Raw genomic sequence first — 23,611 nt, 5'->3', positions numbered from 1 at the left:
GGGCGGGCGGCCGGCGGTGCCGTGCAGCCGCCCTTGCCTCGGCGCGCGTTATGCACTACCCCTTGACCCTCCACGAGGGACAGGTCCCGCCGTTCAACCGCCGAGAGTCGCCCGCTCCGTCCATGCGCATCTTCCGCCATTACGAGGAGGTCTCGCCCGACGTGCGGGGTGCGGTGATCGCGCTCGGCAACTTCGACGGCGTGCACCTCGGCCATCGGGCGGTGCTCGGAACGGCCCAGCGCCTCGCCCGGCAGGCCGGTCGGCCGGCGGCGGCCATGACCTTCGAGCCGCACCCGCGCATGGTGTTCAAGCCCGACCTGGAGCCCTTCCGCCTGACCAGCTTCCGCACCAAGGCGCGGCACGTGGAGGCCATCGGGCTCGACTTCCTCTATGCCCAGCACTTCGACCTGGGTTTCGCCGCCAAGTCGGCGGAGGAGTTCGTGCAGGAAGTGCTGGTCGAGGGCCTCGGCGTCAGTCACGTGGTGGTGGGGGCCGATTACGTCTTTGGCCGCGGCCGCGTGGGCGACGTCGCCTTCCTGCGCCAGATGGCGGTGAAGTACGGCTTCGACGTCACCTCCGTCGGCTCGGTCACCGCCGCCGACGGCACCATCTATTCCTCGACCAACATCCGCACCGCCCTGCGCGAGGGCCGCCCGGCCGAGGCCGCCCGGCTGCTCGGCCGCTGCTGGGAGATCGAGGGCCGCGTCGAGCACGGCGACGCCCGCGGCCGCACCATCGGCTTCCCGACCGCCAACGTCTCGCTCGGCGAGCTTTTGCGCCCGGCGGTGGGCGTCTATGCGGTGCGCGCCGGCATCGACAAGGGCGCCGAGACCCTGTGGCACGACGGCGTCGCCAACTTCGGCCGCCGCCCGACCTTCGACAAGCAGACGCTGCTGCTGGAAGTCCACCTGTTCGATACCTCGCCCGACCTCTATGGCGAGCACCTGCGCGTCGCCCTGGTCGAGCACCTGCGGGCCGAGCGCAAGTTCGCCGGCCTCGAAGACCTGCGCGCCCAGATCGTGCAGGACGGGCAGGAGGCGCGCCGCATTCTCGCCGAACTCGGCCCGCATGCTGGCCCGGCTGCAGACGTTCCCTGGCGGCCGGCCACGCCGTGACCGCCGCACCCGTCCCGCCCGCCCCCGCAACCGACCAGAGCCCTTCCGCATGACCTTCGATTTCCGGCGCATGATCCCCGGCCTGGTGCTGGCGGCGGTTCTTCTCGTCGTCGACCAGATCAGCAAGATCTACATCGTCGAGACGGTCATGGCGGTGCCGCGCGTCATCGAGGTGACGCCGTTCTTCAACCTGGTCATGGCGTGGAACTACGGCGTCTCGTTCGGCATGTTCAACGAGCCGGGCACCCAGGCCTGGGCGCTGATCGGCCTGTCGCTGGCGGTGGCGGCGGCCCTGCTGGTGTGGATGGCGCGCGAGCCGTCGCGGGCCTCGCGCCTCGCGCTCGGCGCCATCGTCGGCGGTGCCGTCGGCAACGTCGTCGACCGCGTGCGCTGGGGTGCCGTCGCGGACTTCCTCGACCTGCACGCTTTCGGCTATCATTGGCCGGCGTTCAACGTGGCCGATGCCGCCATTGTGGTCGGTGCGGCCATCCTGGTGCTCGACAACATCTTCCGACCCTCCGAGCGCAAGCCGGAATAGACAGCACGACGGAGTGTGATTGTGATGCGTTCTTCCTCCTTGCGGTCCGTCTGGTTGGTCGGCGGTGCCCTGGCCGTGACGCTGGCGCTGTCGGCCTGCGGCAACACCAAGCAGGTTCTCGGCCTCGAACGCGAAGGCCCGGACGAGTTCACCGTGGTGTCCCGCGCGCCGCTGTCGATCCCGCCGCAGTTCAGCCTGCGCCCGCCAGAGCCCGGCGCGCCCCGCCCGCAGGAAGGCACGGCCGAGATGCAGGCGCGTCGCGCGCTGACCGGCCAGCAGGTCCAGCAGGCCTACCTCAACGCCGGCCTGAGCCCGGGCGAATCGGTGCTGCTGTCCAAGACCGGCGCCGCCCAGGCCCCCGACGACATCCGCCAGGTGGTCAACCGCGAGTCCTCGGTGCTCGCCGAGGAGGAGCGCACGCTCACCGACCGCCTGGTGTTCTGGCGCGGCCCGACGCCGCCCGGTACCATCGTCGACCCCGAGGCGGAAGCCCGCCGCATCCGCGAGAACCAGGCTCTCGGCACGCCCGTTACCCAGGGCGAGACGCCCAAGATCGAACGCCGCGAGAAGGCCTTCCTGGAAGGGCTGTTCTGAGGCGGCGCCGGCCGCGGCGGGTTGTCCCGCCGCTGGCCCGGACCCATATGCCAGGCACGACCGGGCCCGGGCGGTGTTGAACCGGCCGGGCCTTCGCTTTTTCAGGGAGAGCCGCATGACATCTCGCGTCACCCGCCCCCGCGCCCTCGCCGCCGCCCTGCTGGCCGGCGCGCTGCTGGCGCCGCCGCCGGCGCTCGCCGCGGCGGAGACCGCGACGCCGGGCGCCGAGATCGACCAGGTGTTCGACGCGCACGCCTTCACCCTCGACAACGGCCTGCAGGTGGTCGTCATTCCCGACCACCGGGTGCCGGTGGTGACGCAGATGGTGTGGTACAAGGTCGGCGCCGCCGACGAGCCGCCGGGCAAGTCCGGCATCGCCCACCTGTTCGAACACCTGATGTTCAAGGGCACCGACGAGATCCCGCCGGGCGAGTTCTCCAAGATCGTCGCCCGCAACGGCGGCACCGACAACGCCTTCACGGCGTCGGACTACACCGCCTACTTCCAGAACATCGCCGCCGACCGCCTCGACCTCGTCATGCGCATGGAGGCCGACCGCATGGCCGACCTGACGCTCGACGAGAAGACGGTGCTGACCGAGCGCGACGTGGTGCTGGAAGAACGCCTGTCGCGCGTCGCCAACGAGCCTGCCGCCCTGCTGGGCGAGCGGGTGGATCTGGCGCTGTGGACCGTCCACCCCTACCGCAACCCGGTGATCGGCTGGGAGCACGAGCTGCGCGAGTTGACCCGCGACGACGCCGTCGCCTTCTATCGCCAGTGGTACGCCCCCAACAACGCCATCCTGGTGGTCGCCGGCGACGCCACGGTGGAACAGGTGCGCACCCTCGCCGAGGAGACCTACGGCGCCATCCCGCGCGGCCCCGACTTCGAGCGCGAGCGGGTGCGCGAGCTGCCGCCGCCGGCCGACAGCCGCGTCGTCATGGAGCATCCGCGCGTCGGCCAGGCCTCGTGGAGCCGCCAGTACGTGGCGCCGAGCTACAACATCGGCGAAGCGTGGGAGCCCTATGCCCTGCAGGTGCTGTCGGAGATCCTCGGCGGCGGCAGCGTCAGCCGGCTCTACCAGCAGCTGGTGGTGAAGGACAAGGTGGCGGTCTCGGCCGGCGCCTTCTACCGCGGCACCGCCGTCGACTACGGCACCTTCGGCTTCTACGGCACCCCCGCCGCCGACCGCGCGCCGGAAGACGTGCAGGCCGCCATCGATGCCGAGGTCGCGCGCCTGCTCGACGAGGGCGTCACCGCCGAAGAGGTGACGCAAGCCAAGCAGCGCCTGAAGGCGGGCCTGGTCTACGCCCGCGATTCCAGCCAGTCGGCGGCGCGCACCATCGGCGCGGCGCTCGCCACCGGCTCGACGCTGGCCGACGTGCAGGCCTGGCCGCAGCGCATCGGCGCGGTGACGCCCGAGCAGGTGATGCAGGTGGCGCGCGACGTCCTGCGCGAGGGCCAGTCGGCCACCGGCGTGCTGCTGCCGGCGGCCCCGCCGGAAACCGCCGCCGCGCCGGCCCCCGCCGCCGCCCCGTCCACCCCCGCATCCACCCCGTCCGACGCTGGCACCGCCGCCGGCGGCAAGGCCGGCTGAGGAGGCCCGATATGCGCATCCCCACCCCGTTCCGCGCCGTCCTCGGCGGCCTCGGCCTGTTGCTCGTCGCCGTGTGGCCGGCGCAGGCCGTCATCGACGTGCAGCGCGTCGTCTCCGACCAGGGCATCGAGGCCTGGCTGGCGGAGGACCATACGCTCCCCATCATCTCGCTGCAGTTCGCCTTCCGCGGCGGCGCGGCGCAGGACTCGGAGGACAAGCAGGGCCTCGCCAACATGGCTTCGGGCCTGCTCGACGAGGGCGCCGGCGCGCTCGACAGCTTCGCCTTCCAGTCCAAGCTGCAGGACCTCGCCATCGAGCTGGGTTTCGACGCCGGCCTCGACACCTTCTCCGGCAGCCTGAAGACCATCACCGACAACCGGGAAACGGCCTTCGACCTGCTGGAAACGGCGCTGACCGAGCCGCGCTTCGACCCCGAGCCGGTGGAGCGCATCCGCGGCCAGATCCTCGCCGGGCTGCGCTTCGAGAAGGAAGACCCCAACACCATCGCTTCGCGCACGTGGTTCGAGACGGCCTTCCCCGACCACCCCTACCGCAAGCGCACGGAAGGCACGGAAGAGACAGTGCGCGCCATCACGGTCGACGACCTGAAGCAGTTCGCCGCCACCCGCCTGAACCGCGAGGACCTGGTGATCGGCGTCGCCGGCGACATCACGCCCGAGGAGCTGAAGACCGTCCTCGACGACGTGTTCGGCGGCCTGCCGGAAAAGAGCGACCTGCCCAAGGTCGCCGACGTGACGCGCGAGTTCACCGGCCGCACCGTCGCCGTGGAGATGGACATTCCGCAGACGGTGGGCATGTTCGGCCACGCCGGCATCGCCCGCGACGACCCGGACTTCTACGCCGCCTATGTCCTCAACTACATCCTCGGCGGCGGTGGGTTCGCCTCGCGGCTGATGGAGGAGGTGCGCGAGGAGCGGGGGCTCGCCTATTCGGTCTACAGCTATCTCTATCCGCTCGACCACGCCGCGCTGATGATCGGCGGCGTCGCCACCCAGCGGGCGCGGTTCGAGACCAGCATGGACGTCATCCGCGAGGAATGGCGCAAGATGGCCGCCGCCGGCCCGACCGAGGGCGAACTGGCCGACGCCAAGACCTACCTGACCGGTGCGTTTCCGCTGCGGTTTTCCTCCACCGGGGCCATCGCGTCGATCCTCATGGCCATGCAGCTCGACGACCTGCCCATCGACCACCTGGAAACCCGCAACGCCCAGGTGGAAGCGGTGACGCTGGCCGACGTGAAACGGGTGGCCGAGCGCCTGCTGAAGCCGGAGAACCTGCTCGTGGTCGTGGTCGGCAAGCCGGCCGAGGCGGCGGTGTCGACGGAACCGGCCGGTGCGGCCTCCAATTGAGGTGACCCTGCTCCGGTCGAATGACCGGAGCAGACGCAGGTCTATGAACCGCCGTTCACACCTATTACCTAAGCCGTGCTGACGGTTTTTACGCCCTGCGCTATCGTCCCGGGCGTGATGATCGTTCCAGTGGAGGCGCCGGACGGGGGCGGCGGACACTTCACTGATCAGACAAGGCGATGCCGGCAGATGCCTGACCTGCTGTGGACTCCGGACATGAGCGTCGGATGCGACCTGCTCGACGCCGATCACCGGGCGCTTCTGGCGCTGGTGCGGCGGCTCGACGCCGCCGTGCGCAGCCATGAGAGCTTCGAGGTGGTCGCCAGCCTGCTCACCGTGGGGGTGGAACTGACCCGCGCCCATGTGCTGCGGGAAGAGCGCGTGTGCCGCGCCCTCGACCGCCCGGTGGAGGCGGCGCACGAGCATGCCCATGCCGCCTTCGTCGCGTGGTCCGACGGGGTGCGGACCGAATACGCCACCCACCGCGACCTGGGGCGGCTGCGGGCGGTGATGCCGGTCATCTTCGACTGGTGGCACCAGCACGTCTGCGATCTCGACATGATCGACAAGCCCTTCTACGAGGACAACGCCCTGCGCATCGGCCGCCTGTTCGGGGCCGACGTGCTGGCCGAGCCCATCCTCGCGCAGGCGCCGCTGCACTGGCCGCCGCGGCCGGCGCCGGTGTTCGGCCTGCTGTGCCGCGAGTCGGCCTGAGGCGGCGCTCGTCTTTCGCGCAACCGTCATGCGCCGCTCCCTGTTTCTGCGCCGCGAAGCCTGCTACCGTTCCCCTGCGTTGGGGAAGGGGATTCCCGCGCGGAGAGAGGAGAGACGCCCACCATGCCCGCACGTCCGTCGCGCCTGACCGAGTGCCCGGCCTACGAAGCCCTGGCGCAGCATCACGGCCGCATCGCGGAGGTCCACCTGCGCGACCTGTTCGCGTCCGACGCCGACCGCTTCCGCCGCTTCTCGCGGCGCCTGCCGGGGATGCTGGTGGATTTCTCCAAGAACCGCCTGACCGACGCGACGCTCGCCCTGCTGCTCGACCTCGCCCGCGAGTGCGGCGTGGAAGCCAAGCGCGACGCCATGTTCGCCGGCGAGAAGATCAACACGACGGAAGGCCGCGCCGTCCTCCACACCGCCCTGCGCAACCGCTCCGGCCGCCCGGTGCTGGTGGACGGGCAGGACGTCATGCCGGCGGTGACCGCCGTGCTGGCCAAGATGAAGGACTTCTCCGACCGCATCCGCTCCGGCGCCTGGACCGGGGCGACGGGGCAGCGCATCACCGACGTGGTGAACATCGGCATCGGCGGCTCCGACCTCGGGCCGCGCATGGTGGTGGAGGCGCTGAAGCCCTGGCACCAGCCGGGCCTGCGGGTGCGCTTCGTCTCCAACGTCGACGGCAGCGACATCGCCGAGGTGCTGAAGGCCTGCGATCCGGCGACGACGCTGTTCCTGGTCGCGTCCAAGACCTTCACGACGCAGGAAACCCTGACCAACGCCCACACCGCGCGGCGCTGGATCGTCGAGGCGCTCGGCGAGGACGCGGTGGCGAAGCACTTCGCGGCGCTGTCGACCAACGGCCAGGACGTCGCCGCCTTCGGCATCGACACCGCGAACATGTTCGAGTTCTGGGACTGGGTCGGCGGGCGCTATTCCCTGTGGTCGGCCATCGGCCTGCCCATCGCGGTCGCGGTCGGGTTCGAGCGGTTCGAGCAACTGCTCGCCGGCGGCCACGCCATGGACGAGCACTTCCGCACCGCGCCGCTGGACCAGAACATCCCCGTGCTGCTGGCGATGATCGGCGTGTGGTACGTCGACTTCTTCGGCGCCGACACCTACGCCATCCTGCCCTACGACCAGTACCTGCACCGCTTCCCGGCCCACTTCCAGCAGGTGGACATGGAAAGCAACGGCAAACGCGTGACCCTGTCGGGCGAGCCGGTGGACGTGCAGACCGGCCCCATCCTGTTCGGCGAGCCGGGCACCAACGGCCAGCACTCGTTCTACCAGCTCATCCACCAGGGCACCCGCATGGTGCCGTGCGACTTCATCGCGCCGGCCCGCAGCCAGAACCCCATCGGCGACCATCACGCCATCCTGCTGTCCAACTTCTTCGCCCAGACCGAAGCGCTGATGCGCGGCAAGACGCCCGACGAAGTGCGCGCCGAACTGGCCGCCAAGGGCCTGGACGAGGCCGCCGTCGCCGCCGCCCTGCCGCACCGCGTGTTCCCCGGCAACCGGCCGTCGACCTCCATCCTGGTCGACCAGGTAGACCCGCATACGCTCGGCATGCTCATCGCGCTGTACGAGCACAAGGTGTTCGTCCAGGGCGCGGTGTGGGACGTCAACAGCTTCGACCAGTGGGGTGTGGAACTGGGCAAGCAACTCGCCAAGCAGATCCTGCCGGAACTGGAGGCGGGCACGCCGGTGGACGGCCACGACGCCTCCACCAACGGGCTCATCAACGCCTGGCTGGAGATGCGCACCGGCGGGTGAGGGCGGCGTCCTCCACGGCGGAGTGCGGCAAGTGCTTGAGATACTGCTGAAAATTGTCATGGCCGGGCTCGACCCGGCCATCCACGGGCGTCTCCGCCTGTGGGCGTCGGGCGCCGTCCTCCACGGCAGGCGCGGTGCACGCCGTGGATGCCCGGCTCGGAGGCCGGGCATGACAAGTGGTTGAAAAGAAAGAAGAAAGTGTCATGGCCGGGGTCGACCCCGCCAGCCACGAGCGTCTCTGCCGGTGGGCGTGGGCGCCGTTCTTCGCGGCGGGCGCCGTGCCCGCCGTGGATGCCCGGCTCGGAGGCCGGGCATGACAACGTATTGAAATACCGTCAGAAATTGTCATGGCCGGGCTTGACCCGGCCATCCACGGACGTCTCCGCCGGCGAGCGTGGGCGCCGTCCTCCACGGCAGGCACACCGGAACCGGCCCGCCCCCATCCCCCTCACGCCACGCTGCTGCACCCCAACTCCCGCATGCGCTGGCGCAGGGTGAGCAGGTCGCGCCACGCCAGCTTCTTCATCTGCGGGCTGCGCAGCAGGTAGGCCGGGTGGAAGGTGGCGATGGCCGGGATGGGGTGCGACAGGCCGGGGCTCGCGTAGTCGATCCACTTGCCGCGCAGCTTGGTGATGCCCTCGTTGCGGGCCGCCAGCGTCGAGGCCGACAGGCCGCCGACCATGAGGATCACCTTGGGGTCCACCAGCTCGATGTGCCGCTGGATGAAGGGCAGGCACAGGCCCACCTCCTGCGGCGTCGGCTTGCGGTTGCCGGGCGGGCGCCAGGGGATGACGTTGGTGATGTAGAAGGTCTGCCGGCTCAGCCCGATGGACGCCAGCATGCGGTCGAGCAACTGGCCGCTGGCGCCCACGAAGGGCAGGCCCTGGCGGTCCTCTTCGGCGCCCGGCGCCTCGCCGATGACCATGAGGTCGGCCTGCGGGTTGCCGTCGGCGAAGACGGTGTTGGTGGCGGTCACCTTCAGCGGGCAGGCGTCGAAGCCCTGCATGGCGGCGTGCAGCGCCTCCAGCGTGCGGCATTCCGAGGCCAGCGCGGCGGCGGAGCGCATCTCCTGCCCGTGCGCCGCCAGCGGCCGCGCCGGAGCGGCGGCGGGCGGCGGCGCGCCGGGGGCGCGGCGGGCGGCGGGGGCGGGGCCTGTCTGCGGGCGGCCGGGAGCGCCGGGGCGGCCGGGGGCGGGCGCCGGGCCACGGGCACGGCGGGCTTCCGCCTCGGCCAGCAGGCGGGCGGAGAGGGCGTAGCGGTCGACCGGGGTCTCGGCGATGCACTCGTCGACGCCGGCATCCACGTACCAGCGCAGGAGGGCCTCCGGCGTCAGGTCGAGGGCGAGCGGGTCGGCGGCGGGCGGGGCGTCGGCGGTCATGGCGGGCAAGGTAACAGGCGGCTTGGTTTTTCGATACAGGGACGAATGATGTGGTATAAACCGCTCCACGGGAACGGGAAGCCTCTACCGCGCTGAGCGGGCCGCAGAGTTTTGGAGGAAGGATGGAACGGGAATCGATGGAATTCGACGTCGTGGTCGTCGGCGCCGGCCCTGCCGGTCTGTCGGCCGCGATCCGGCTGCGCCAGCTCGCCCTCGAGAATGACCGCGAGATTTCTGTCTGCGTCATCGAAAAGGGCTCGGAGGTCGGCGCCCACATCCTGTCCGGCGCGGTCATCGAGACGCGCGCCCTGGACGAGCTGATCCCCGACTGGAAGAGCAAGGATGCGCCGCTGACCGTCCCGGCCAAGGACGACAGCTTCGTCTACCTGACGAAGACCGGCAGCTTCAAGCTGCCGACGCCGCCGCAGATGCACAACGCCGGCAACTACATCGTCTCGCTCGGCAACGTCACCCGCTGGCTCGGCCAGCAGGCGGAAGAGCTGGGCGTCGAGGTCTACCCCGGCTTCGCGGCCGCCGAGGTGCTGTACGACGAGACCGGCGCCGTCAAGGGTGTCGCCACCGGCGACATGGGCATCGGCAAGAACGGCGAGCGCACCGCCGGCTACACGCCGGGCATGGAACTGCACGCCAAGTACACCCTCTTCGCCGAGGGCTGCCGCGGCAGCCTGAGCAAGGCGCTGTTCACCAAGTTCGACCTGCGCAAGGACTGCGACCCGCAGACCTACGGCATCGGCATCAAGGAACTGTGGGAGATCGAGCCCGCCAAGTCCAAGCCGGGCACGATCATGCACACGGTCGGCTGGCCCATGGACCCGCACACCTACGGCGGCTCGTTCATCTACCACCTGGACGGCAACCAGCTCGCCATCGGCTTCGTGGTCGGCCTCGACTACCAGAACCCGCACCTGTCGCCGTTCGAGGAATTCCAGCGCTTCAAGCAGCACCCGGCCATCCGCCCGCTGCTGGAAGGCGGCCGCCGCGTCTCCTACGGCGCCCGTGCGCTGTCGGAAGGCGGCTACCAGTCCATCCCGAAGCTCACCTTCCCGGGCGGCGCCCTGGTCGGCGACACGGCGGGCTTCCTCAACGTGCCGAAGATCAAGGGCACCCACACCGCCATGAAGTCGGCCATGGTGTGCGCCGAGGCGGTCTTCGCCGAGCTGGGCAAGGATGCGCCGGCCCGCGAGCCCGCCGCCTACGGCGACCTCATCAAGCAGAGCTGGGTGTGGGACGAGCTCTACAAGGTGCGCAACATCCGCCCGAGCTTCCACAAGGGCCTGTACTTCGGCATCGCCTATTCGGCGCTCGAGACCTACGTCTTCAAGGGCAAGACCCCGTGGACCTTCAAGATCCACGAGGACCACGCGCAGCTCAAGAAGGCGAGCGAGTGCCCGAAGATCGACTACCCGAAGCCCGACGGCGTCATCAGCTTCGACCGCCTGTCCTCGGTGTTCATCTCCAACACCAACCACGAGGAAGACCAGCCGAGCCACCTGACGCTCAAGGATCAGTCGATCCCGACGGCGGTCAACCTGGCCGACTACGACGGTCCCGAGCAACGTTATTGCCCGGCCGGCGTCTACGAGTTCGTGGAAGACGAGCAGAAGGGCGGCCGCCGCCTGCAGATCAACGCGCAGAACTGCGTGCACTGCAAGACCTGCGACATCAAGGATCCCACCCAGAACATCAATTGGGTGGTGCCGCAGGGTGGCGACGGCCCCAATTATCCCAATATGTGAGCGCATGGGGCGCCGCGCGCCGCGGCGGGCCGGTTTTTCCGGCCGCGGCGGTGGCGGGGTGCCCCCCGCTTGCGCCATACTGGCGCCGGAACGTTTCCGGTGCCCCTGATCGACGGATCTTCATGACCCTGGATTGCCTGTCCGCCCGCCTGTTGCGCGGGGCCGCGCTCGCCGCCCTGCTCGCCCTGGTTCCCACCGCCTGCGCCACCGCGGGCAAGGCCGGCGACGGGTCGGTGACGGCGCAGGCCGGCACCATCCACGATCTGCGCGCCTGGGGCCTCGGCAAGATCCGCGAGGGCGAGCCGCTGGTGTCCGGGCCGCAGGGCTACGGCAGCTACCTCGCCGCCCGCCAGGCCCAGATGGGGGGCGACACCCGCGTCGCCGCCGACCGCTTCGTCGAAGCGCTGGAGGCCGACCCGGAAAACCCGCTCATCCTGCGCCGCGCCTACTTCTACCTGGTGGCCGAGGGCCGCATCGAGGATGCGGTGCCGCTCGCCCGCAAGGCCCTGGCGCTCGACGCCTCCGAGCCGCTGGCGCCGCTGGTGCTCGCCGCCTCCGCCGTCGCCGACGGCCGCTTCGCCCCGGCGGAGGAGATCGTGGCGCGGCTCGACGACCGCGGCCTCAACGCCTTCATGGTACCGCTCATGCGCGCCTGGGCGCTGGCTGGGCAGAAGCGCTGGGAGCCGGCGCTCAAAGTCCTGGAACCGCTGAAGGACCAGCCGCAGTTCCAGGATCTCTACGCCTTCCACGCCGCCCTGCTGGCCGACATCGCCGGCCGCACGGAAGAGGCCGACCGCCATTACGCCACGGTGCTGGCCGACGCGCCGGACATCACCCTGCGCGCCCTGCAGGCCGGCGCCAGCTGGCTCTACCGCCAGGGCCGGACGCAGGAGGCGGAGGCGCTGCTCGACGAGTTCGCCGCCGCCCACAACGACAACGGCCTGATCCAGGCGGCGCTGGAGGAGATCCGCTCCCAGGGCGGCAAGCAGGCGCCGGTCGCCGACGCCCGCGACGGCATGGCGGAGGTGTTCTACGGCGCCGCCACCACGCTGCTGCAGGGCAATGCCTTCGACACGGCGCTGGCCTTCGCGCGCCTCGCCCAGCACCTCGACCGCGACCTGGCGCTCGCCCGCATGCTGACCGGCGACATCCTCACCCGCATGGGCCGCGAGGCCGACGCCAACGAGGTCTATGCCACCGCCGAGCCCGGCAGCATCGCGTGGTACACCGCCCGCCTGCGCATGGCCGACAACCTGGAGCGCCTGGACCGCCTGGACGAGGCGGTGGCGCTGCTGCGCGAGGTGGCGGCGGCCTTCCCCGACCGCGCCGAGCCGCTGGTGGTGGTCGGCGACCTGCACCGCCGCAACAAGCAGTGGACCGAGGCCGTCGCGGCCTACGATGCCGCCCTCGACCGCGTGCCGGTCATCGGGCCGGAGCACTGGTCGTGGTACTACAGCCGCGGCATCGCCCACGAGCGCGCCGACCAGTGGTCGCAGGCCGAAGCCGACTTCAAGAAGGCACTGGACCTCAGCCCCGACCAGCCCTTCGTGCTCAACTACCTCGGCTATTCGTGGATCGACAAGGGCATGAACCTCGCCGAAGGCCGCGAGATGATCGAGAAGGCCGTGCAGCAGCGGCCGCGCGACGGCTACATCGTCGACAGCCTGGGCTGGGTGCTGTTCCTCATGGGCGACTATCCCGAGGCCGTGCGCCACCTGGAGCGCGCCGTGGAACTGACGCCCGAGGACCCGACCATCAACGACCACCTGGGCGACGCCTACTGGATGGTCGGCCGGCGCAACGAGGCGCGCTTCCAGTGGCAGCGGGCGCTCGACATGAAGCCGGAGGAACCGGGCCAGGCCGACCGCCTGCGTGAGAAGATCCGCGACGGCCTGGGCGAGCCCGAGCACACGCCGGCCCAGCCCGCCGCCGCCGGCAACTGAGCGCCATGACGGTCGTCGTCGTCGAGGCCCCCGCCAAGGTCAACCTGAGCCTGCACGTGGTCGGGCGGCGGGACGACGGCTATCACCTGCTCGACAGCCTGATCGCCTTCGCCGGCGTCGGCGACACGCTGACCGCGGCGCCGGCCGAGGATCTCGCCCTGCACGTCGACGGCCCCTTCGCCGAGGCCCTCGCCGCCGCTCTGCCGGCCGGGGCGGAGAACATCGTGCTGAAGGCCGCCCGCCGCCTCGCAGAGGCCGCCGGCATCGCCCCGCGCGCCCGCCTGACCCTGACCAAGCGCCTGCCCGTCGCGGCCGGCATCGGCGGCGGGTCGGCCGATGCGGCCGCCGCGCTGCTGGCGCTGTGCCGCCTGTGGGACGTGGCGCCGCCGCGCGAGGATCTGATGGCGCTCGCGCTGGGGCTCGGGGCCGACGTGCCGGTCTGCCTGCAGGGCCGCGCCGCCAATGTCTCCGGCGTGGGTGAGGGCATCATTGATGCGCCGACCCTGCCGCCGGCCTGGCTGGTGCTGGTCAATCCGCTGGTGGCGGTGTCGACGCCCGAGGTGTTCCGCGCCCGCCGCGGCCGCTTCAACCAGGCCGCGCCCCTGACCGAGGCGCCGGCCGATGCCGCCGCGCTCGCCGAGGCCCTGCGGGCACGCGCCAACGACCTGACCAAGGCGGCGGTGACCCTGGCGCCGGAGATCGGCACGGTGCTGGTGGACATCGGCGCCCTGCCGGGCTGCCTGCTCGCCCGCATGTCGGGCAGCGGCGCCACCTGCTTCGGCCTGTTCGCCGCCGAGGCCGAGGCCCGCGCCGCCGCCGCCGCCCTGGCGCAGACGCGGCCCGAGTGGTGGAGCGCCGCCGCGCCCCTGCTGAGCGACCGTCCCCGCTGAGCCGCTTCAGGTTCTACCTGCAAGTCTTGTGTATTACCCCCTATTCCGCCAACGCATAGGTGAATTCTTGACACGGCCGCCGTCATGGCCGATGTAGGACGGCAACGCCTGGGCCGGGCGCAAAACGGCTCCGCGGCAATTTGACGAGAGCAGCTTGCGCCGCGTCACCAACCGCTAAAGCGCCACGACACGACGTTCGTGGTTTCTCTCACCACTCGGTGGAAAGGAAACCCGCCCATGAGCCGCACCGCCGCATCCCCCGCCGCCCTGCGCCCGTCGTGTCCGCGCCGAATGCCGGCCTGACCGCCCCAGTTTCCGTTCGCCGCATCGTCTGACCGCGATCCCGCGCCTTAACCGGCGCGCGGAGCCGCACGAGGAGCCGTTTTCCGTGACCCTCACCACCCCATCCTCCGAGTCGGAACCGGTCATCCGGCTGACCGACATCGTCAAGGTCTTCCCGACCAAGGCCGGCCCGTCCCGCGTGCTGGACGGCATCTCGCTCACCGTCCGGCGCGGCGAGATCTTCGGCATCATCGGCCGCTCCGGCGCCGGCAAGTCGACGCTGGTGCGCTGCATCAACATGCTGGAAAGCCCCACCAGCGGCACCGTCCTGGTCGACGGCCAGGAGATGACGGCGCTGTCCGACGCGAACCTGCGCAAGGCGCGCCACCGTATCGGCATGGTGTTCCAGCACTTCAACCTGCTGTCGAGCCGCACCGTCTACGACAACGTCGCCTTCCCGCTGGAGATCGCCGGCCGCTCGCGCGACGAGATCCGCAAGGCCGTCGACCCGCTGCTGGAGATCGTCGGTCTCGCCGACAAGAGCGACCGCTATCCGGCGCAGCTGTCGGGCGGCCAGAAGCAGCGCGTCGGCATCGCCCGCGCGCTCGCCGGCGACCCCTCGGTGCTGTTGTGCGACGAGGCGACCAGCGCCCTCGACCCCGAGACGACGCAGTCGATCCTGGCGCTGCTGAAGGACATCAACCGCCGCCTCGGCCTGACCATCGTGCTCATCACCCACGAGATGGCGGTGGTGAAGGAAATCGCCGACACGGTGGTGGTGCTCGATGCCGGCCGCGTGGTGGAGCAGGGCCCGGTGTTCGACGTCTTCACCGAGCCGCAGTCGGAGGTGGCGCGCAGCTTCGTCGGCGACCTGCTGAACCACGACTTGCCGGCGCCGGTGGCGGCGCGGCTGGCCGAGGGGCCGGGGGAGGGGACCAACCCGCTCCTGCGCATCACCTTCACCGGGCCGGCCGCCAACACGCCGGTGCTCGGCGACCTGATCGCCGGCAAGGGGCTGCAGGCCAACATCCTGCACGGCTCCATCGACTACATCCAGGACAAGCCCTACGGGGTGCTCACGGTCGAGGTGCTGAACGGCGAGACGGCGCTGGCGCCCTCGCTCGACTACCTCGCCGCCAACGGCCTGAAAGGGGAGATCGTCGGTCATGTCGCCGCAACTCGTCGCGCTGCTGCTTGAGGCGCTGAAGGAAACCGCGGTGATGGTGGCCGTCTCCGGCGCCCTCGCCGCCCTGGTGGGCATTCCGCTCGGTGTCGTGCTGGTCACGACCCAGCGCGGCCACATCCTGCAGAGCCTGGCGGTGAACCGGGTGCTGGGGGCGATCGTCAACGCGGCGCGCTCCACGCCCTTCATCATCCTGATGGTCGCCATCATCCCGCTGACGCGCATGATCGTCGGCACCTCCATCGGCACCGCCGCGGCCATCGTGCCGCTCAGCCTCGCCGCCATCCCCTTCGCCGCCCGGCTGGTGGAAACGTCTTTGCGCGAGGTCGACACGGGTCTCATCGAGGCGGCGCAGGCCATGGGCGCCTCGCCGCGCCAGATCATCCTGAAGGTGCTGCTGCCGGAAGCCTGGCCCGGCATCATCGCCGGCCTGACCATCACGCTGGTCAGCCTGATCGGCTATTCCGCCATGGCCGGAGCCGTCGGCGGCGGCGGCCTCGGCGACCTCGGCATCCGCTACGGCTACCAGCGCTTCCAGCCGGAGGTGATGCTGGCCGTGGTGGTGGTGCTGATCGTGCTGGTGCAGGCGGTGCAGACCGCCGGCGACATGCTCGCCCGCAAGCTCAACAAACGGAACATTTCCAAGGAGAAGGCCTGATGGTCGCGCGTACCCTGAAGATCCTCGCCGCCGGCGCCCTCGCCGCCGCCTTGTCCGCCGGCACCGCCGCCGCGGCCGACACCGTGAAGGTGGGCGTCACCGGCGGCCCGCACGCCGAGATCATGGAGAAGGTGGCCGAGGTCGCGGCCAAGGACGGCCTGACCGTCGAGATCATCGAGTTCTCCGACTACGTGCTGCCCAACACGGCCCTGAACGACGGCGACCTCGCCGCCAACAGCTTCCAGCACCAGCCGTACCTGGACAACCAGATCCGCGACCGCGGCTACGAGATCGCGACCGTGGCGAAGACCGTCGTCTTCCCCATGGGCCTCTACTCCAAGAAGATCGACGACCTCGCCAAGCTGGAAGACGGCGCGACCGTCGCCATCCCCAACGACCCGACCAACGGCGGCCGTGCCCTGCTGCTGCTGGAATCGGCCGGCCTCATCGACGTCGACGACGCCGCCGGCCTGAAGGCGACGCCGCTCGACGTGGTGAAGAACGACAAGAACCTGAAGTTCCAGGAACTGGACGCCGCCCAGCTGCCGCGCTCGCTCGACGACGTGGGGGTGGCCGCGGTGAACACCAACTACGCCATGAGCGCCGGCCTCGACCCGAAGAAGGATTCCATCTTCATCGAGAAGCCGGAAAGCCCCTACGTGAACATCGTCGCCGTCCGCACGGCCGACAAGGACGCGCCGTGGGTGGCGACGCTGGTGAAGGCCTACCACTCCGAGGCGGTGAAGCAGTTCATCGACCAGCGCTTCGGCAAGTCGGTGGTGACCAGCTGGTAAGGCTTCATCATTGCGCGGCGCAGACAGCGGGCCGGGGTGGCGACGCCCCGGCCCTGCCGTCAGGCGGCATGGCCGGCTGGCATCAAGGCATCGTGCACGATCGTCCGGACATAGCGGAAGCGCCCTGCTTTCGTGGGCTGGTGAAGCGCGGACTCGGCAGCCTGTCGTTCCGCCGTCTCCAGGACAGCGGCCGCTTCTTCAAGTACTTGTAGCGCTGCTGCATACGCCTGGGGATTGTCGGCACACGTGTCCATGGCGCTCAATCTGGCCCGCAGTATGGCATCGCGGAGGAGTTGTTCGCGAAGGTTAGATGTCAGCCTGACCTGTGCCCTCAACGACGCGCGGAGGTCTCGCAGGGAAATGCCGGTCATCACGATCATGGCAATGAAGTTCACGCCTAGGATGATGGCTACCATCAAATCCGCATTGCCTACGATGCTGCGTAGCGACTCCATGACGCACCTCAGTTCCCGGTAGTCGGCCGGAATGGCCAGAACGGGTCTTTTTTGGCGACGTGACGATTATAGCGTTCGGCGACCTGCTGTAGCACGAAAATCGCCACGAAGGCGTAACGGGCTACGACCGGTATCCATTCATCGGGCGCCAGCGCTGCGTCAGCCTTCGAGTTGGAGATGTAGCCGTAGGCTAGCAAGTAGCCGCCTCCCACGAAGATAGACAGCCCCAACATGAGCGTAGATCTCGACGATCCGGCGATCGCCAGGATGTACAACGCCACGGTCAGAAACAGCGTGGTGTCGGGGACGTAACCCTTGATCGCTTTGTCGATCACAAGAGGCGACAGTGGCAGCGCGACGGCCACCAACAGCGAGGAGAGAAACTGCTGCCAGTGATCCGGGACAGACGGAATTTCTCGCGGCATCGGCATGGCATCTCGTTGAGTGAGAGATGCTGATACCACTTGAGGTGGACATCCTCAAGGGCTGCTTGTCGCTACGTTGCACTACTTCTCATCCTCCCGCGCCGGTTTCGCCGGAGTCCACGACGGCGGGTCGGAGGCGGGGAAGCTTTCCTCGATGGTTTCGTCGACGTCGTCCTCGTCGTCGGGCGTCGGCTCGTCCTTCTTGTCTCCACCACCGGCGCGCAGTGGTTCGGCGGGGGTGAAGGACGGCGGGTCGGAGGCGGGGAAGCTCTCGTCGCCCGCCTCGTCGATGCATTCCTCGACGCTCAGCAGGTGGTCCTGGCGCTGCCGGGCGTCGCGGTCGGGACTGCTGCGCGTCGGCATGGTGGGATCTGGCATGATGGGGCAACTCCTGACGGGAGGTCTGTCCTCATCAACGCCCCCTCGCGGGCCGGGGTTTCCCGTCAGCGCCCCTCGCGCCACCACGCCAGCACCACGCCGCCCAGGATGAGCAGGATGGCCGCCCACAGCGGCAGGAGCGGCGTCTGGCGCACGCCGGCGACCACGTAGTCACCGTTGGCGCGCAAACCCAGCCAGCCAGACCCGGCGGTGGCGGCCTCGGCGGAGACGCGGCGCACGTCCGGCACGCCGCCCTCGGCCAGCCACCACAGGCCGCCGCCCGAGGCCTCGGCCACCGGCTGCATCACCGCATCCGTCGCGACCACGGCCGAGGTTTCCAGCGGATTGGCCGAGCCGGCGGCGGCGATGGCGGTCATGTCGCCGTCGGTGACGCGCCACACGCCCGGTTCCTCCACCGGCAGGGTGGCGCGGCTCATGCCGCCCTCGGCGGCTTCCAGCGCCACCGTGGTCTCGACGCCCGAGGGACTGGTGACGGTGACCTCCGGCGGGCCTTGTTCCAGGCTGCGGCGGGTGACGGTGAGGGTGCCGCCCGAGACCTCGGCGCGCAGCGAGCGTTCCTCCAGGTCCGGTTCCTTCATCAGCCAGTGGGCGAGGCGGCGCACCAGTTCCGCCTGCGGACCGCCGCCGCGCCAGCCCTTCTCCCACAGCCACAGCGTATCGGACAGCAGCAGAGCGACGCGGCCGTCGTCCACGCGGTCGAGCAGCAGCAGCGGCTCGCCGGCCGCCCCCGTCATCACCGTGGCGGCGTCGCCCTTGGGGCGGGCGGCGATCTGGCGCACCCAGGGGCCGAGCGGCTGCGCCGTCGGGCCGGGCACCAGGGCGTCGGTCACCGGGTGGCGCAGGCCGAGGCCGGCGACGCGCGGCCGGAAGGTCTCGTCCAGCACCTCGCCGGAGGGCGCGGCCGGCAGGATGTCGCCGAGCGGGCTGTCGTAGAGGCTGAACGGCTCGGCGAACTCGGGCCCGACGGCCAGCAGCAGGGCGCCGCCCTGGCGCACGTAGTCGCGCACGTTGGCCATGTAGGGGTCGGGCACGAGGCCGGAGCGGGTGTAGCGGTCGAAGACGATGAGGTCGAAGTCGTACAGCCGCTGCTCGAACAGCTCCTGGATGGGGAAGGCGATGAGCGCCAGCTCGCGCAGCGGCGTCAGGTCGTCCTTGCTGGGCGGCCGCAGGATGGTGAAGTGGACCAGATCGACGTTGGGGTCGGACTTCAGCAGGTTGCGCCAGGCCCGTTCGCCGATGTGCGGCTCGCCGGAGATGAGCAGCACGCGCAGGCGGTCGCGCACGCCGTTGATGGCGATGGCGGCCTGGTTGTTGAGCGGCGACAGGTCTTCCTCGCCGCCCGGCGTCTCCAGCGCCACCACCGTCTGGCCGGCGTGGTCGATGAGCACCGGCAGGCGCACCGGCTGGCCGATGGGGACGGAGACGGCGCGCGCCGGGCGGTCGTCGACGGCGATGGTCACCGGCGCGACGCTGCCCGGCGGGGCGTTCTCGTCCACCACCCGCACCGTCACCTCCACCGGCTTGCCGACGAGGCCGAAGTCGGGGGCGCGCTCCACCACCAGCCGGCGGTCGGTCTGGCCGGGCTCGCCGGTGAGCAGGGTGTGGACGGGGAAACCGGGCGGGCTGTCGGCCACGTCGCCCGGCACGTCGTGCACCTGGCCGTCGGTGACCACCACGGCGCCGGCGACGCGGCGGCGCGGCACGTCGGCGGTGGCGCGGGACAGGGCCTCGAACAGGCGGGTGCCGGACTCGAGGGTGGAGCCGACCCGTTCGACGCGCACCTCCAGGCTCTCGTCGCCCTGCAGGCGCTCGGTCAACTGCTGCACGGCGAGCGCCGTCTGGCTTTCGCGGTCGCCGACGCGCTGCGACAGGCTTTCGTCCACCACCACCACGGCGACGTCGGGCAGCGGCCGGCGGTCTTCCTGCACCACCTGCGGGTTGGCGACGGCGGCCAGCAGGGCGGCGACGGGGATCGCCCGCACCAGCGTGCCGCGCGCCCGCCGCACCAGGCCCCACAGGAACAGCACCAGCCCGACCGCCGCCAGCGCCGCGAGCGCCGGCCACGGGATCACCGGCGCGAAGACGATGTCGGTGACGGCCTCGATCATTGCGTCAGGCGCTCCATGATGGCGGGCAGGTGGACCTGATCGGCCTTGTAGTTGCCGGTCAGGGCGTACATCACGGCGTTGACGCCGAAGCGGTAGGCGATCTCGCGCTGCCGCTCACCGCCCGGTACCACGGGGGCGAGATAGGTGCCGTCCTGGCCGCGCGCCCAGGCGCCGGCCCAGTCACCGTTGCCGATGATGACGGACGAGACGCGGTCGTTGCCGCTGCCCTCGCGCTCCACCCAGACGGTGGTGTCGGAGAAGCGGCCCGGCGTGTCCTGCAGCAGGTAGAACGAGCGGGTGAGCACATGGTCGTCGGGCAGGCGCATGAGCGGCGGCACGTCGAACTGCGCCAGCACGGGCTCCACCGCCGTCGACGGCAGGTCGCGGGTGTCGAACAGGATCATGCCGCCGTGGCGCAGGTAGTCGTTGACCTTCTGGCGGGCGTCGACGGACAGGGGCGGGGCACCCTCCGTCACCGGCCAGTAGACCAGCGGGTAGAAGATCAGCTCGTCGCTTTCCGGGTCCACCGCCATGGGCTGCCCCAACTCCGCCGAGGACCGGCTGCCGAGGATGCGGGTGAGGCCGCGCAGGCCGGCGTCCGACATGCGGTCGACGCCGGGCTCGCCGGTTTCGATCCAGGCGAGGCGGGTTTCCGTCACGGCGTCGAGCACGCGCTCGCTGGCCGGTTCGGCGGGCGGTGCGGCCTCCTGCGCCCGGCCTTCGCCGGATGCGGCGGCCAGGGCGGCGGCGACCAGCACGGCGCCGGCGGCGCGGCGCGGCAGGCGGGGAGCGAGCCCGCGCAGGGCATAGCTCGCGACCCAGTCGACCAGGGCGAGGCACAGGGCGCCCAGCAGCAGCCAGGGCCGCAGCTCCACCTCGCGGCCGACGTCGGCGACGGTGCCGCGGGCGACGCCCTGCGGCAGGCCGCTCAGGGCCTCCAGCTCGGGCACGTGATCGACCAGGTTGAGCGACCGGCGATCCTGCGCGGTGCCGTACCAGCCGGGCGGATGGACGGGCCCGGGCACGGTCGCGGTCAACTGCGCCGGCGTCAGGGCCTGGGCGTTGCCCGGCGGCTCGCCGAGGCGGCCGAAGCCGTCGAGGCTCGACAGCGGCGGCAGCGGGCGGCCGGCGTCGTCGGCGGCGGCGCCCTCCACCCCGGCGGAAATGGTCAGCAGGCGCTCCAGCATCTGCGGGAACAGGCCGGACAGGGCGAGGTTGGACCACTCGGCATTGGCGGTGGTGTGGAACAGCACCACCCAGCCCTGGCCGCGCGGCTCGGCGGTGACCAGCGGCGTGCCGTCGCCGAGGCGGGCCCAGGTCTTGTCCGGCAGGGCGGCGGAGGGCTCGGCCAGCACCTGGGCTGAGATGGTGACGTCGGGCGGGATGGCGAGGCCGGCGAAGGGGCTGTCGGACGGGAAGGGCGCGAGGCGCACCGGCTCCGACCAGCTGAGGGTGCCGCCGAACTGGCGTCCGCCGCCGCGCAGGCGCACCGGCAGCAGCGGGTCGGCGGCGGTGTTTTCCTCGAGCCGCGGGCCGGCGAAGCGCACCAGCACGCCGCCCGCCTGCACCCACTCCTGCAGGCGCGCCGCCGCCGGGCCGGACAGCGGGCCCGAATTGGCGACGACGAGCATGGAGAGCGGCCGGTCGAGCAGCGCGTCGATCTCGCCGCGGCGCGTTTCGGCCACCGGCTGCAGGGCGCGGTCGAGGTAGTAGACGTCGCCGAGCAGCGGCAGGTCGGCCCCGAGCGGCGCCCCCGAGGTCAGGCCGATGGGCTTGCGCCGCCAGGTGTCGTCGAGCAGCACCACCGCGCCGGCGCTCGGCACGCCTTCGATGTCGAGGCGGCCGATGGCGTTGAGCAGGTCGGGCGGCACTTCGGCGCGGGCGGTGGCGACGGCCTCGCCGGCGGCGAAGGTGAGCGGGGCGCGGGCGACGGCGCGGCCCTGGGCGTCGAGCACCTGCACCGCCACGGTCCGTTCCGGCGCCTCCGGCCCGGCGGCGCGGCGGGCGGCGAGCGTCAGGCCGTCGCCCTCGCGCGTCGGGCGGTCGAGCAGCACGGCCGCCTGCTCGCCGGTCAGCACGGTGAGCGGGCCGAGGCGTTGCAGGGTGGTCGCGAGCGCGACGCTGCCGGGGTGGACGAGGCCGTCGGACAGCCAGACGGTGGACAGGCCGCCGTCGAAGGTCAGGCCCTCCACCACCGCGCGGGCGGCGTCGTGGTCCACCGGCCAGGGCTGCGGCGTCAGGCTCTGCACCATGGGGCGGACTTCGGCGGCGGCGCCCAGGCGGCCGGCGGCGATGGGGTCGCCGTCGGCGGGCGGGGCGGTGGTCAGCACCTGCACCGGGCGGCCCTCGCGGTCGGCGCGGGCGATGAGGTCCAGCGCGGCCTGACGGCGGGCGTCCCACTCGCCGGCGGCGGCCCAGCCGTCGTCGATCACCAGCAGCAGCGGCCCGCCCGTCGCCTCGGCTCCCACCGGGTTGAGCAGCGGCCGGGCGAGGCCGACGATGACCAGGGCGGCGATCAGCAGCCGCAGCAGGATGAGCCACCAGGGAGTGCGCGCCGTCACGTCCTCGCGGGCCCGCAGGTCGAGCAGCAGGCGCAGGCCGGGAAACACCATGCGGCGCGGCGCCGGCGGCGTCACCCGCAGCAGGAACCACAGCGCCGGCAGGATCGCCAGCGCGGTCAGCACCCAGGGGGCGGCGAAGGCGAGGGGGCCGAGGGTCCACATTCAGCGCACCTCCGCCAGGCGGGCGTGCAGGGCGAGCAGCGCCGTCTGCGGCGGCTGGTCGGTGTGGTGGACGGCGAAGCTCCAGTCCAGCGACCGGGCGAGGCTCTGCACGGCGGCGCGCTGGGCCTGGAAGCGGCGCACGTAGGCGTCGCGCACGTCCTCGGTGCGGGCGATGAGCAGGTCGCCTTCCCCTTCGGCGCCGGTGAAGCGGATGCGGCCGCGGAAGGGCAGGCTTTCCTCCGCCGGGTCGACCACCTGCAAAAGGTGGCCCCGCAAGCCCCGCCCGGCCAGCGCCCGCAGGGTCGGCTCCAGGCGGTCGGGCGGGTCGAGGAAATCGCCGAACAGCACCACGCTACCGTGACGCGACAAGGGCACGTTCTCGGCCAGCGTCGGCCAGTGGGCGCCTTCGCCGACCGGGCTGCGCTCCAGCGCCTCGGCGAGGCGGGCGAGCGCGGCGTGGCCCATGCCCGGCGGCGGGGCGCCCGGCATGAGCAGGCCGAGGCGTTCGCCGCCGCGGTTGAGCAGGGCGGCCAGGGCGACCGCCAGCAGCGCGGCGCGCTCGTGCTTGAGCGGCAGGGTGGCGGCGGAGCGGAAGTCCATGCTGGCCGAGCGGTCGGCCCACACCAGCACGGTCTGGGCGGCGGACCACTCGCGCTCGCGGACGTAGAGGGGATCGCTGCGGGCCGACTGGCGCCAGTCGATCTGCGTCACGCTGTCGCCGGGCTGGTAGCGGCGGTATTGCCAGAACTGGTCGCCGGGGCCGGACCGTCGCCGCCCGTGGATGCCGGGCGCGACGGTGACTGCAACCCGCTCCGCCGCCACCAGCAGCGGCGGCAGCACGCTGGCGGCGGCCTCGGCACGGCCGAGAAGGGGAGCGGCGGCGGTGGGATCGGCCATGGGCGGTCC

General features: G+C 71.3%; 20 protein-coding genes. 13 read left to right on the top strand and 7 right to left on the bottom strand.

What is annotated here, in order from left to right:
- Window positions 1-122 precede the first annotated feature (122 nt).
- From CRP50_RS12685 to pgi, 7 genes are all read left to right on the top strand, one after another.
- The gene (locus CRP50_RS12685) at window positions 123-1,115 is read left to right on the top strand and encodes a bifunctional riboflavin kinase/FAD synthetase (RefSeq protein ID WP_097279542.1); all 993 of its coding nucleotides are present in this window, start codon (window positions 123-125) and stop codon (window positions 1,113-1,115) included.
- 49 nt (window positions 1,116-1,164) lie between these two features.
- A complete protein-coding gene (gene lspA, locus CRP50_RS12680) occupies window positions 1,165-1,653 on the top strand; it encodes a signal peptidase II (RefSeq protein WP_097279541.1) in 489 nt (162 codons plus the stop codon).
- Between the two features lie 24 nt (window positions 1,654-1,677).
- A complete protein-coding gene (locus CRP50_RS12675) occupies window positions 1,678-2,247 on the top strand; it encodes a DUF3035 domain-containing protein (protein ID WP_097279540.1) in 570 nt (189 codons plus the stop codon).
- A gap of 115 nt (window positions 2,248-2,362) precedes the next feature.
- Window positions 2,363-3,844, top strand: a complete 1,482-nt coding sequence (locus CRP50_RS12670; protein WP_097279539.1) for a M16 family metallopeptidase — start codon at window positions 2,363-2,365, stop codon at window positions 3,842-3,844.
- 11 nt (window positions 3,845-3,855) lie between these two features.
- Window positions 3,856-5,214, top strand: a complete 1,359-nt coding sequence (locus tag CRP50_RS12665) for a M16 family metallopeptidase (protein WP_097279538.1) — start codon at window positions 3,856-3,858, stop codon at window positions 5,212-5,214.
- Window positions 5,215-5,430: 216 nt separating this feature from the next.
- On the top strand, window positions 5,431-5,928 hold the full coding sequence (locus CRP50_RS12660; RefSeq protein WP_176525148.1) for a hemerythrin domain-containing protein: 498 nt from the start codon (window positions 5,431-5,433) through the stop codon (window positions 5,926-5,928).
- 123 nt (window positions 5,929-6,051) lie between these two features.
- Window positions 6,052-7,710 (top strand): glucose-6-phosphate isomerase, encoded by a 1,659-nt coding sequence (gene pgi / locus CRP50_RS12655; RefSeq protein ID WP_097279536.1) that lies wholly within the window; start codon window positions 6,052-6,054, stop codon window positions 7,708-7,710.
- A 448-nt stretch (window positions 7,711-8,158) separates the two neighbouring features.
- Here pgi and CRP50_RS12650 read toward each other — a convergent pair whose 3' ends face one another.
- The gene (locus CRP50_RS12650; RefSeq protein WP_097279535.1) at window positions 8,159-9,088 is read right to left on the bottom strand and encodes a uracil-DNA glycosylase; all 930 of its coding nucleotides are present in this window, start codon (window positions 9,086-9,088) and stop codon (window positions 8,159-8,161) included.
- Window positions 9,089-9,210: 122 nt separating this feature from the next.
- Here CRP50_RS12650 and CRP50_RS12645 point away from each other — a divergent pair, with 122 nt between their 5' ends.
- The 6 genes from CRP50_RS12645 (at window position 9,211) to CRP50_RS12620 (ending at window position 16,595) form a co-directional block, all read left to right on the top strand.
- The gene (locus CRP50_RS12645) at window positions 9,211-10,845 is read left to right on the top strand and encodes an electron transfer flavoprotein-ubiquinone oxidoreductase (protein ID WP_097279534.1); all 1,635 of its coding nucleotides are present in this window, start codon (window positions 9,211-9,213) and stop codon (window positions 10,843-10,845) included.
- Between the two features lie 122 nt (window positions 10,846-10,967).
- Window positions 10,968-12,788 (top strand): tetratricopeptide repeat protein, encoded by a 1,821-nt coding sequence (locus CRP50_RS12640; RefSeq protein ID WP_097279533.1) that lies wholly within the window; start codon window positions 10,968-10,970, stop codon window positions 12,786-12,788.
- 5 nt (window positions 12,789-12,793) lie between these two features.
- A complete protein-coding gene (locus CRP50_RS12635; protein WP_097279532.1) occupies window positions 12,794-13,678 on the top strand; it encodes a 4-(cytidine 5'-diphospho)-2-C-methyl-D-erythritol kinase in 885 nt (294 codons plus the stop codon).
- A 427-nt stretch (window positions 13,679-14,105) separates the two neighbouring features.
- Window positions 14,106-15,158 carry a methionine ABC transporter ATP-binding protein gene (locus tag CRP50_RS12630; protein WP_176525168.1) on the top strand — a complete coding sequence of 351 codons (1,053 nt, stop codon included), beginning with the start codon at window positions 14,106-14,108 and terminating at the stop codon, window positions 15,156-15,158.
- Complete coding sequence (locus CRP50_RS12625; RefSeq protein ID WP_097279530.1) at window positions 15,127-15,801, top strand: methionine ABC transporter permease; 675 nt, start codon at window positions 15,127-15,129, stop codon at window positions 15,799-15,801. The genes CRP50_RS12630 and CRP50_RS12625 overlap by 32 nt, the downstream gene beginning before the upstream one ends.
- The gene (locus tag CRP50_RS12620) at window positions 15,801-16,595 is read left to right on the top strand and encodes a MetQ/NlpA family ABC transporter substrate-binding protein (protein WP_097279529.1); all 795 of its coding nucleotides are present in this window, start codon (window positions 15,801-15,803) and stop codon (window positions 16,593-16,595) included. Before CRP50_RS12625 ends, CRP50_RS12620 begins: the two co-directional genes overlap by 1 nt.
- Before the next feature lie 59 nt (window positions 16,596-16,654).
- Here the strand turns inward: CRP50_RS12620 and CRP50_RS12615 are convergent, their stop codons facing one another.
- From CRP50_RS12615 to CRP50_RS12590, 6 genes are all read right to left on the bottom strand, one after another.
- Complete coding sequence (locus tag CRP50_RS12615; RefSeq protein WP_097279528.1) at window positions 16,655-17,050, bottom strand: hypothetical protein; 396 nt, start codon at window positions 17,048-17,050, stop codon at window positions 16,655-16,657.
- 8 nt (window positions 17,051-17,058) lie between these two features.
- Window positions 17,059-17,481 carry a hypothetical protein gene (locus CRP50_RS12610; protein ID WP_097279527.1) on the bottom strand — a complete coding sequence of 141 codons (423 nt, stop codon included), beginning with the start codon at window positions 17,479-17,481 and terminating at the stop codon, window positions 17,059-17,061.
- Window positions 17,482-17,556: 75 nt separating this feature from the next.
- Window positions 17,557-17,853 (bottom strand): hypothetical protein, encoded by a 297-nt coding sequence (locus CRP50_RS12605; RefSeq protein ID WP_217992045.1) that lies wholly within the window; start codon window positions 17,851-17,853, stop codon window positions 17,557-17,559.
- 65 nt (window positions 17,854-17,918) lie between these two features.
- Window positions 17,919-19,982, bottom strand: a complete 2,064-nt coding sequence (locus tag CRP50_RS12600; RefSeq protein WP_097279526.1) for a hypothetical protein — start codon at window positions 19,980-19,982, stop codon at window positions 17,919-17,921.
- Entirely contained in the window at window positions 19,979-22,705 is a 2,727-nt protein-coding gene (locus CRP50_RS12595) for a DUF4159 domain-containing protein (protein WP_097279525.1), read from the bottom strand. The genes CRP50_RS12600 and CRP50_RS12595 overlap by 4 nt, the downstream gene beginning before the upstream one ends.
- Complete coding sequence (locus CRP50_RS12590) at window positions 22,706-23,602, bottom strand: DUF58 domain-containing protein (RefSeq protein WP_097279524.1); 897 nt, start codon at window positions 23,600-23,602, stop codon at window positions 22,706-22,708.
- Window positions 23,603-23,611: the final 9 nt, after the last annotated feature.

It is taken from the genome of Caenispirillum bisanense (assembly GCF_900230255.1).
In the GTDB taxonomy this organism is placed as follows: Bacteria; Pseudomonadota; Alphaproteobacteria; order Rhodospirillales; family Rhodospirillaceae; genus Caenispirillum; species Caenispirillum bisanense_A.
This window is presented reverse-complemented; position numbering and strand designations above follow the sequence as displayed.

Excerpts from the sequence above, each read along its gene's own strand:
- CRP50_RS12675 (WP_097279540.1), top strand. The coding sequence starts at position 1,678 with ATGCGTTCTTCCTCCTTGCGGTCCGTCTGGTTGGTCGGCGGTGCCCTG.
- CRP50_RS12650 (WP_097279535.1), bottom strand. The coding sequence starts at position 9,088 with ATGACCGCCGACGCCCCGCCCGCCGCCGACCCGCTCGCCCTCGACCTG.
- pgi (WP_097279536.1), top strand. The coding sequence starts at position 6,052 with ATGCCCGCACGTCCGTCGCGCCTGACCGAGTGCCCGGCCTACGAAGCC.
- CRP50_RS12620 (WP_097279529.1), top strand. The coding sequence starts at position 15,801 with ATGGTCGCGCGTACCCTGAAGATCCTCGCCGCCGGCGCCCTCGCCGCC.
- CRP50_RS12610 (WP_097279527.1), bottom strand. The coding sequence starts at position 17,481 with ATGCCGATGCCGCGAGAAATTCCGTCTGTCCCGGATCACTGGCAGCAG.
- CRP50_RS12665 (WP_097279538.1), top strand. The coding sequence starts at position 3,856 with ATGCGCATCCCCACCCCGTTCCGCGCCGTCCTCGGCGGCCTCGGCCTG.
- CRP50_RS12660 (WP_176525148.1), top strand. The coding sequence starts at position 5,431 with ATGAGCGTCGGATGCGACCTGCTCGACGCCGATCACCGGGCGCTTCTG.
- CRP50_RS12685 (WP_097279542.1), top strand. The coding sequence starts at position 123 with ATGCGCATCTTCCGCCATTACGAGGAGGTCTCGCCCGACGTGCGGGGT.
- CRP50_RS12615 (WP_097279528.1), bottom strand. The coding sequence starts at position 17,050 with ATGGAGTCGCTACGCAGCATCGTAGGCAATGCGGATTTGATGGTAGCC.
- CRP50_RS12640 (WP_097279533.1), top strand. The coding sequence starts at position 10,968 with ATGACCCTGGATTGCCTGTCCGCCCGCCTGTTGCGCGGGGCCGCGCTC.
- CRP50_RS12635 (WP_097279532.1), top strand. The coding sequence starts at position 12,794 with ATGACGGTCGTCGTCGTCGAGGCCCCCGCCAAGGTCAACCTGAGCCTG.
- CRP50_RS12625 (WP_097279530.1), top strand. The coding sequence starts at position 15,127 with ATGTCGCCGCAACTCGTCGCGCTGCTGCTTGAGGCGCTGAAGGAAACC.
- CRP50_RS12595 (WP_097279525.1), bottom strand. The coding sequence starts at position 22,705 with ATGTGGACCCTCGGCCCCCTCGCCTTCGCCGCCCCCTGGGTGCTGACC.
- CRP50_RS12600 (WP_097279526.1), bottom strand. The coding sequence starts at position 19,982 with ATGATCGAGGCCGTCACCGACATCGTCTTCGCGCCGGTGATCCCGTGG.
- CRP50_RS12605 (WP_217992045.1), bottom strand. The coding sequence starts at position 17,853 with ATGCCAGATCCCACCATGCCGACGCGCAGCAGTCCCGACCGCGACGCC.
- CRP50_RS12645 (WP_097279534.1), top strand. The coding sequence starts at position 9,211 with ATGGAACGGGAATCGATGGAATTCGACGTCGTGGTCGTCGGCGCCGGC.
- lspA (WP_097279541.1), top strand. The coding sequence starts at position 1,165 with ATGACCTTCGATTTCCGGCGCATGATCCCCGGCCTGGTGCTGGCGGCG.
- CRP50_RS12590 (WP_097279524.1), bottom strand. The coding sequence starts at position 23,602 with ATGGCCGATCCCACCGCCGCCGCTCCCCTTCTCGGCCGTGCCGAGGCC.
- CRP50_RS12670 (WP_097279539.1), top strand. The coding sequence starts at position 2,363 with ATGACATCTCGCGTCACCCGCCCCCGCGCCCTCGCCGCCGCCCTGCTG.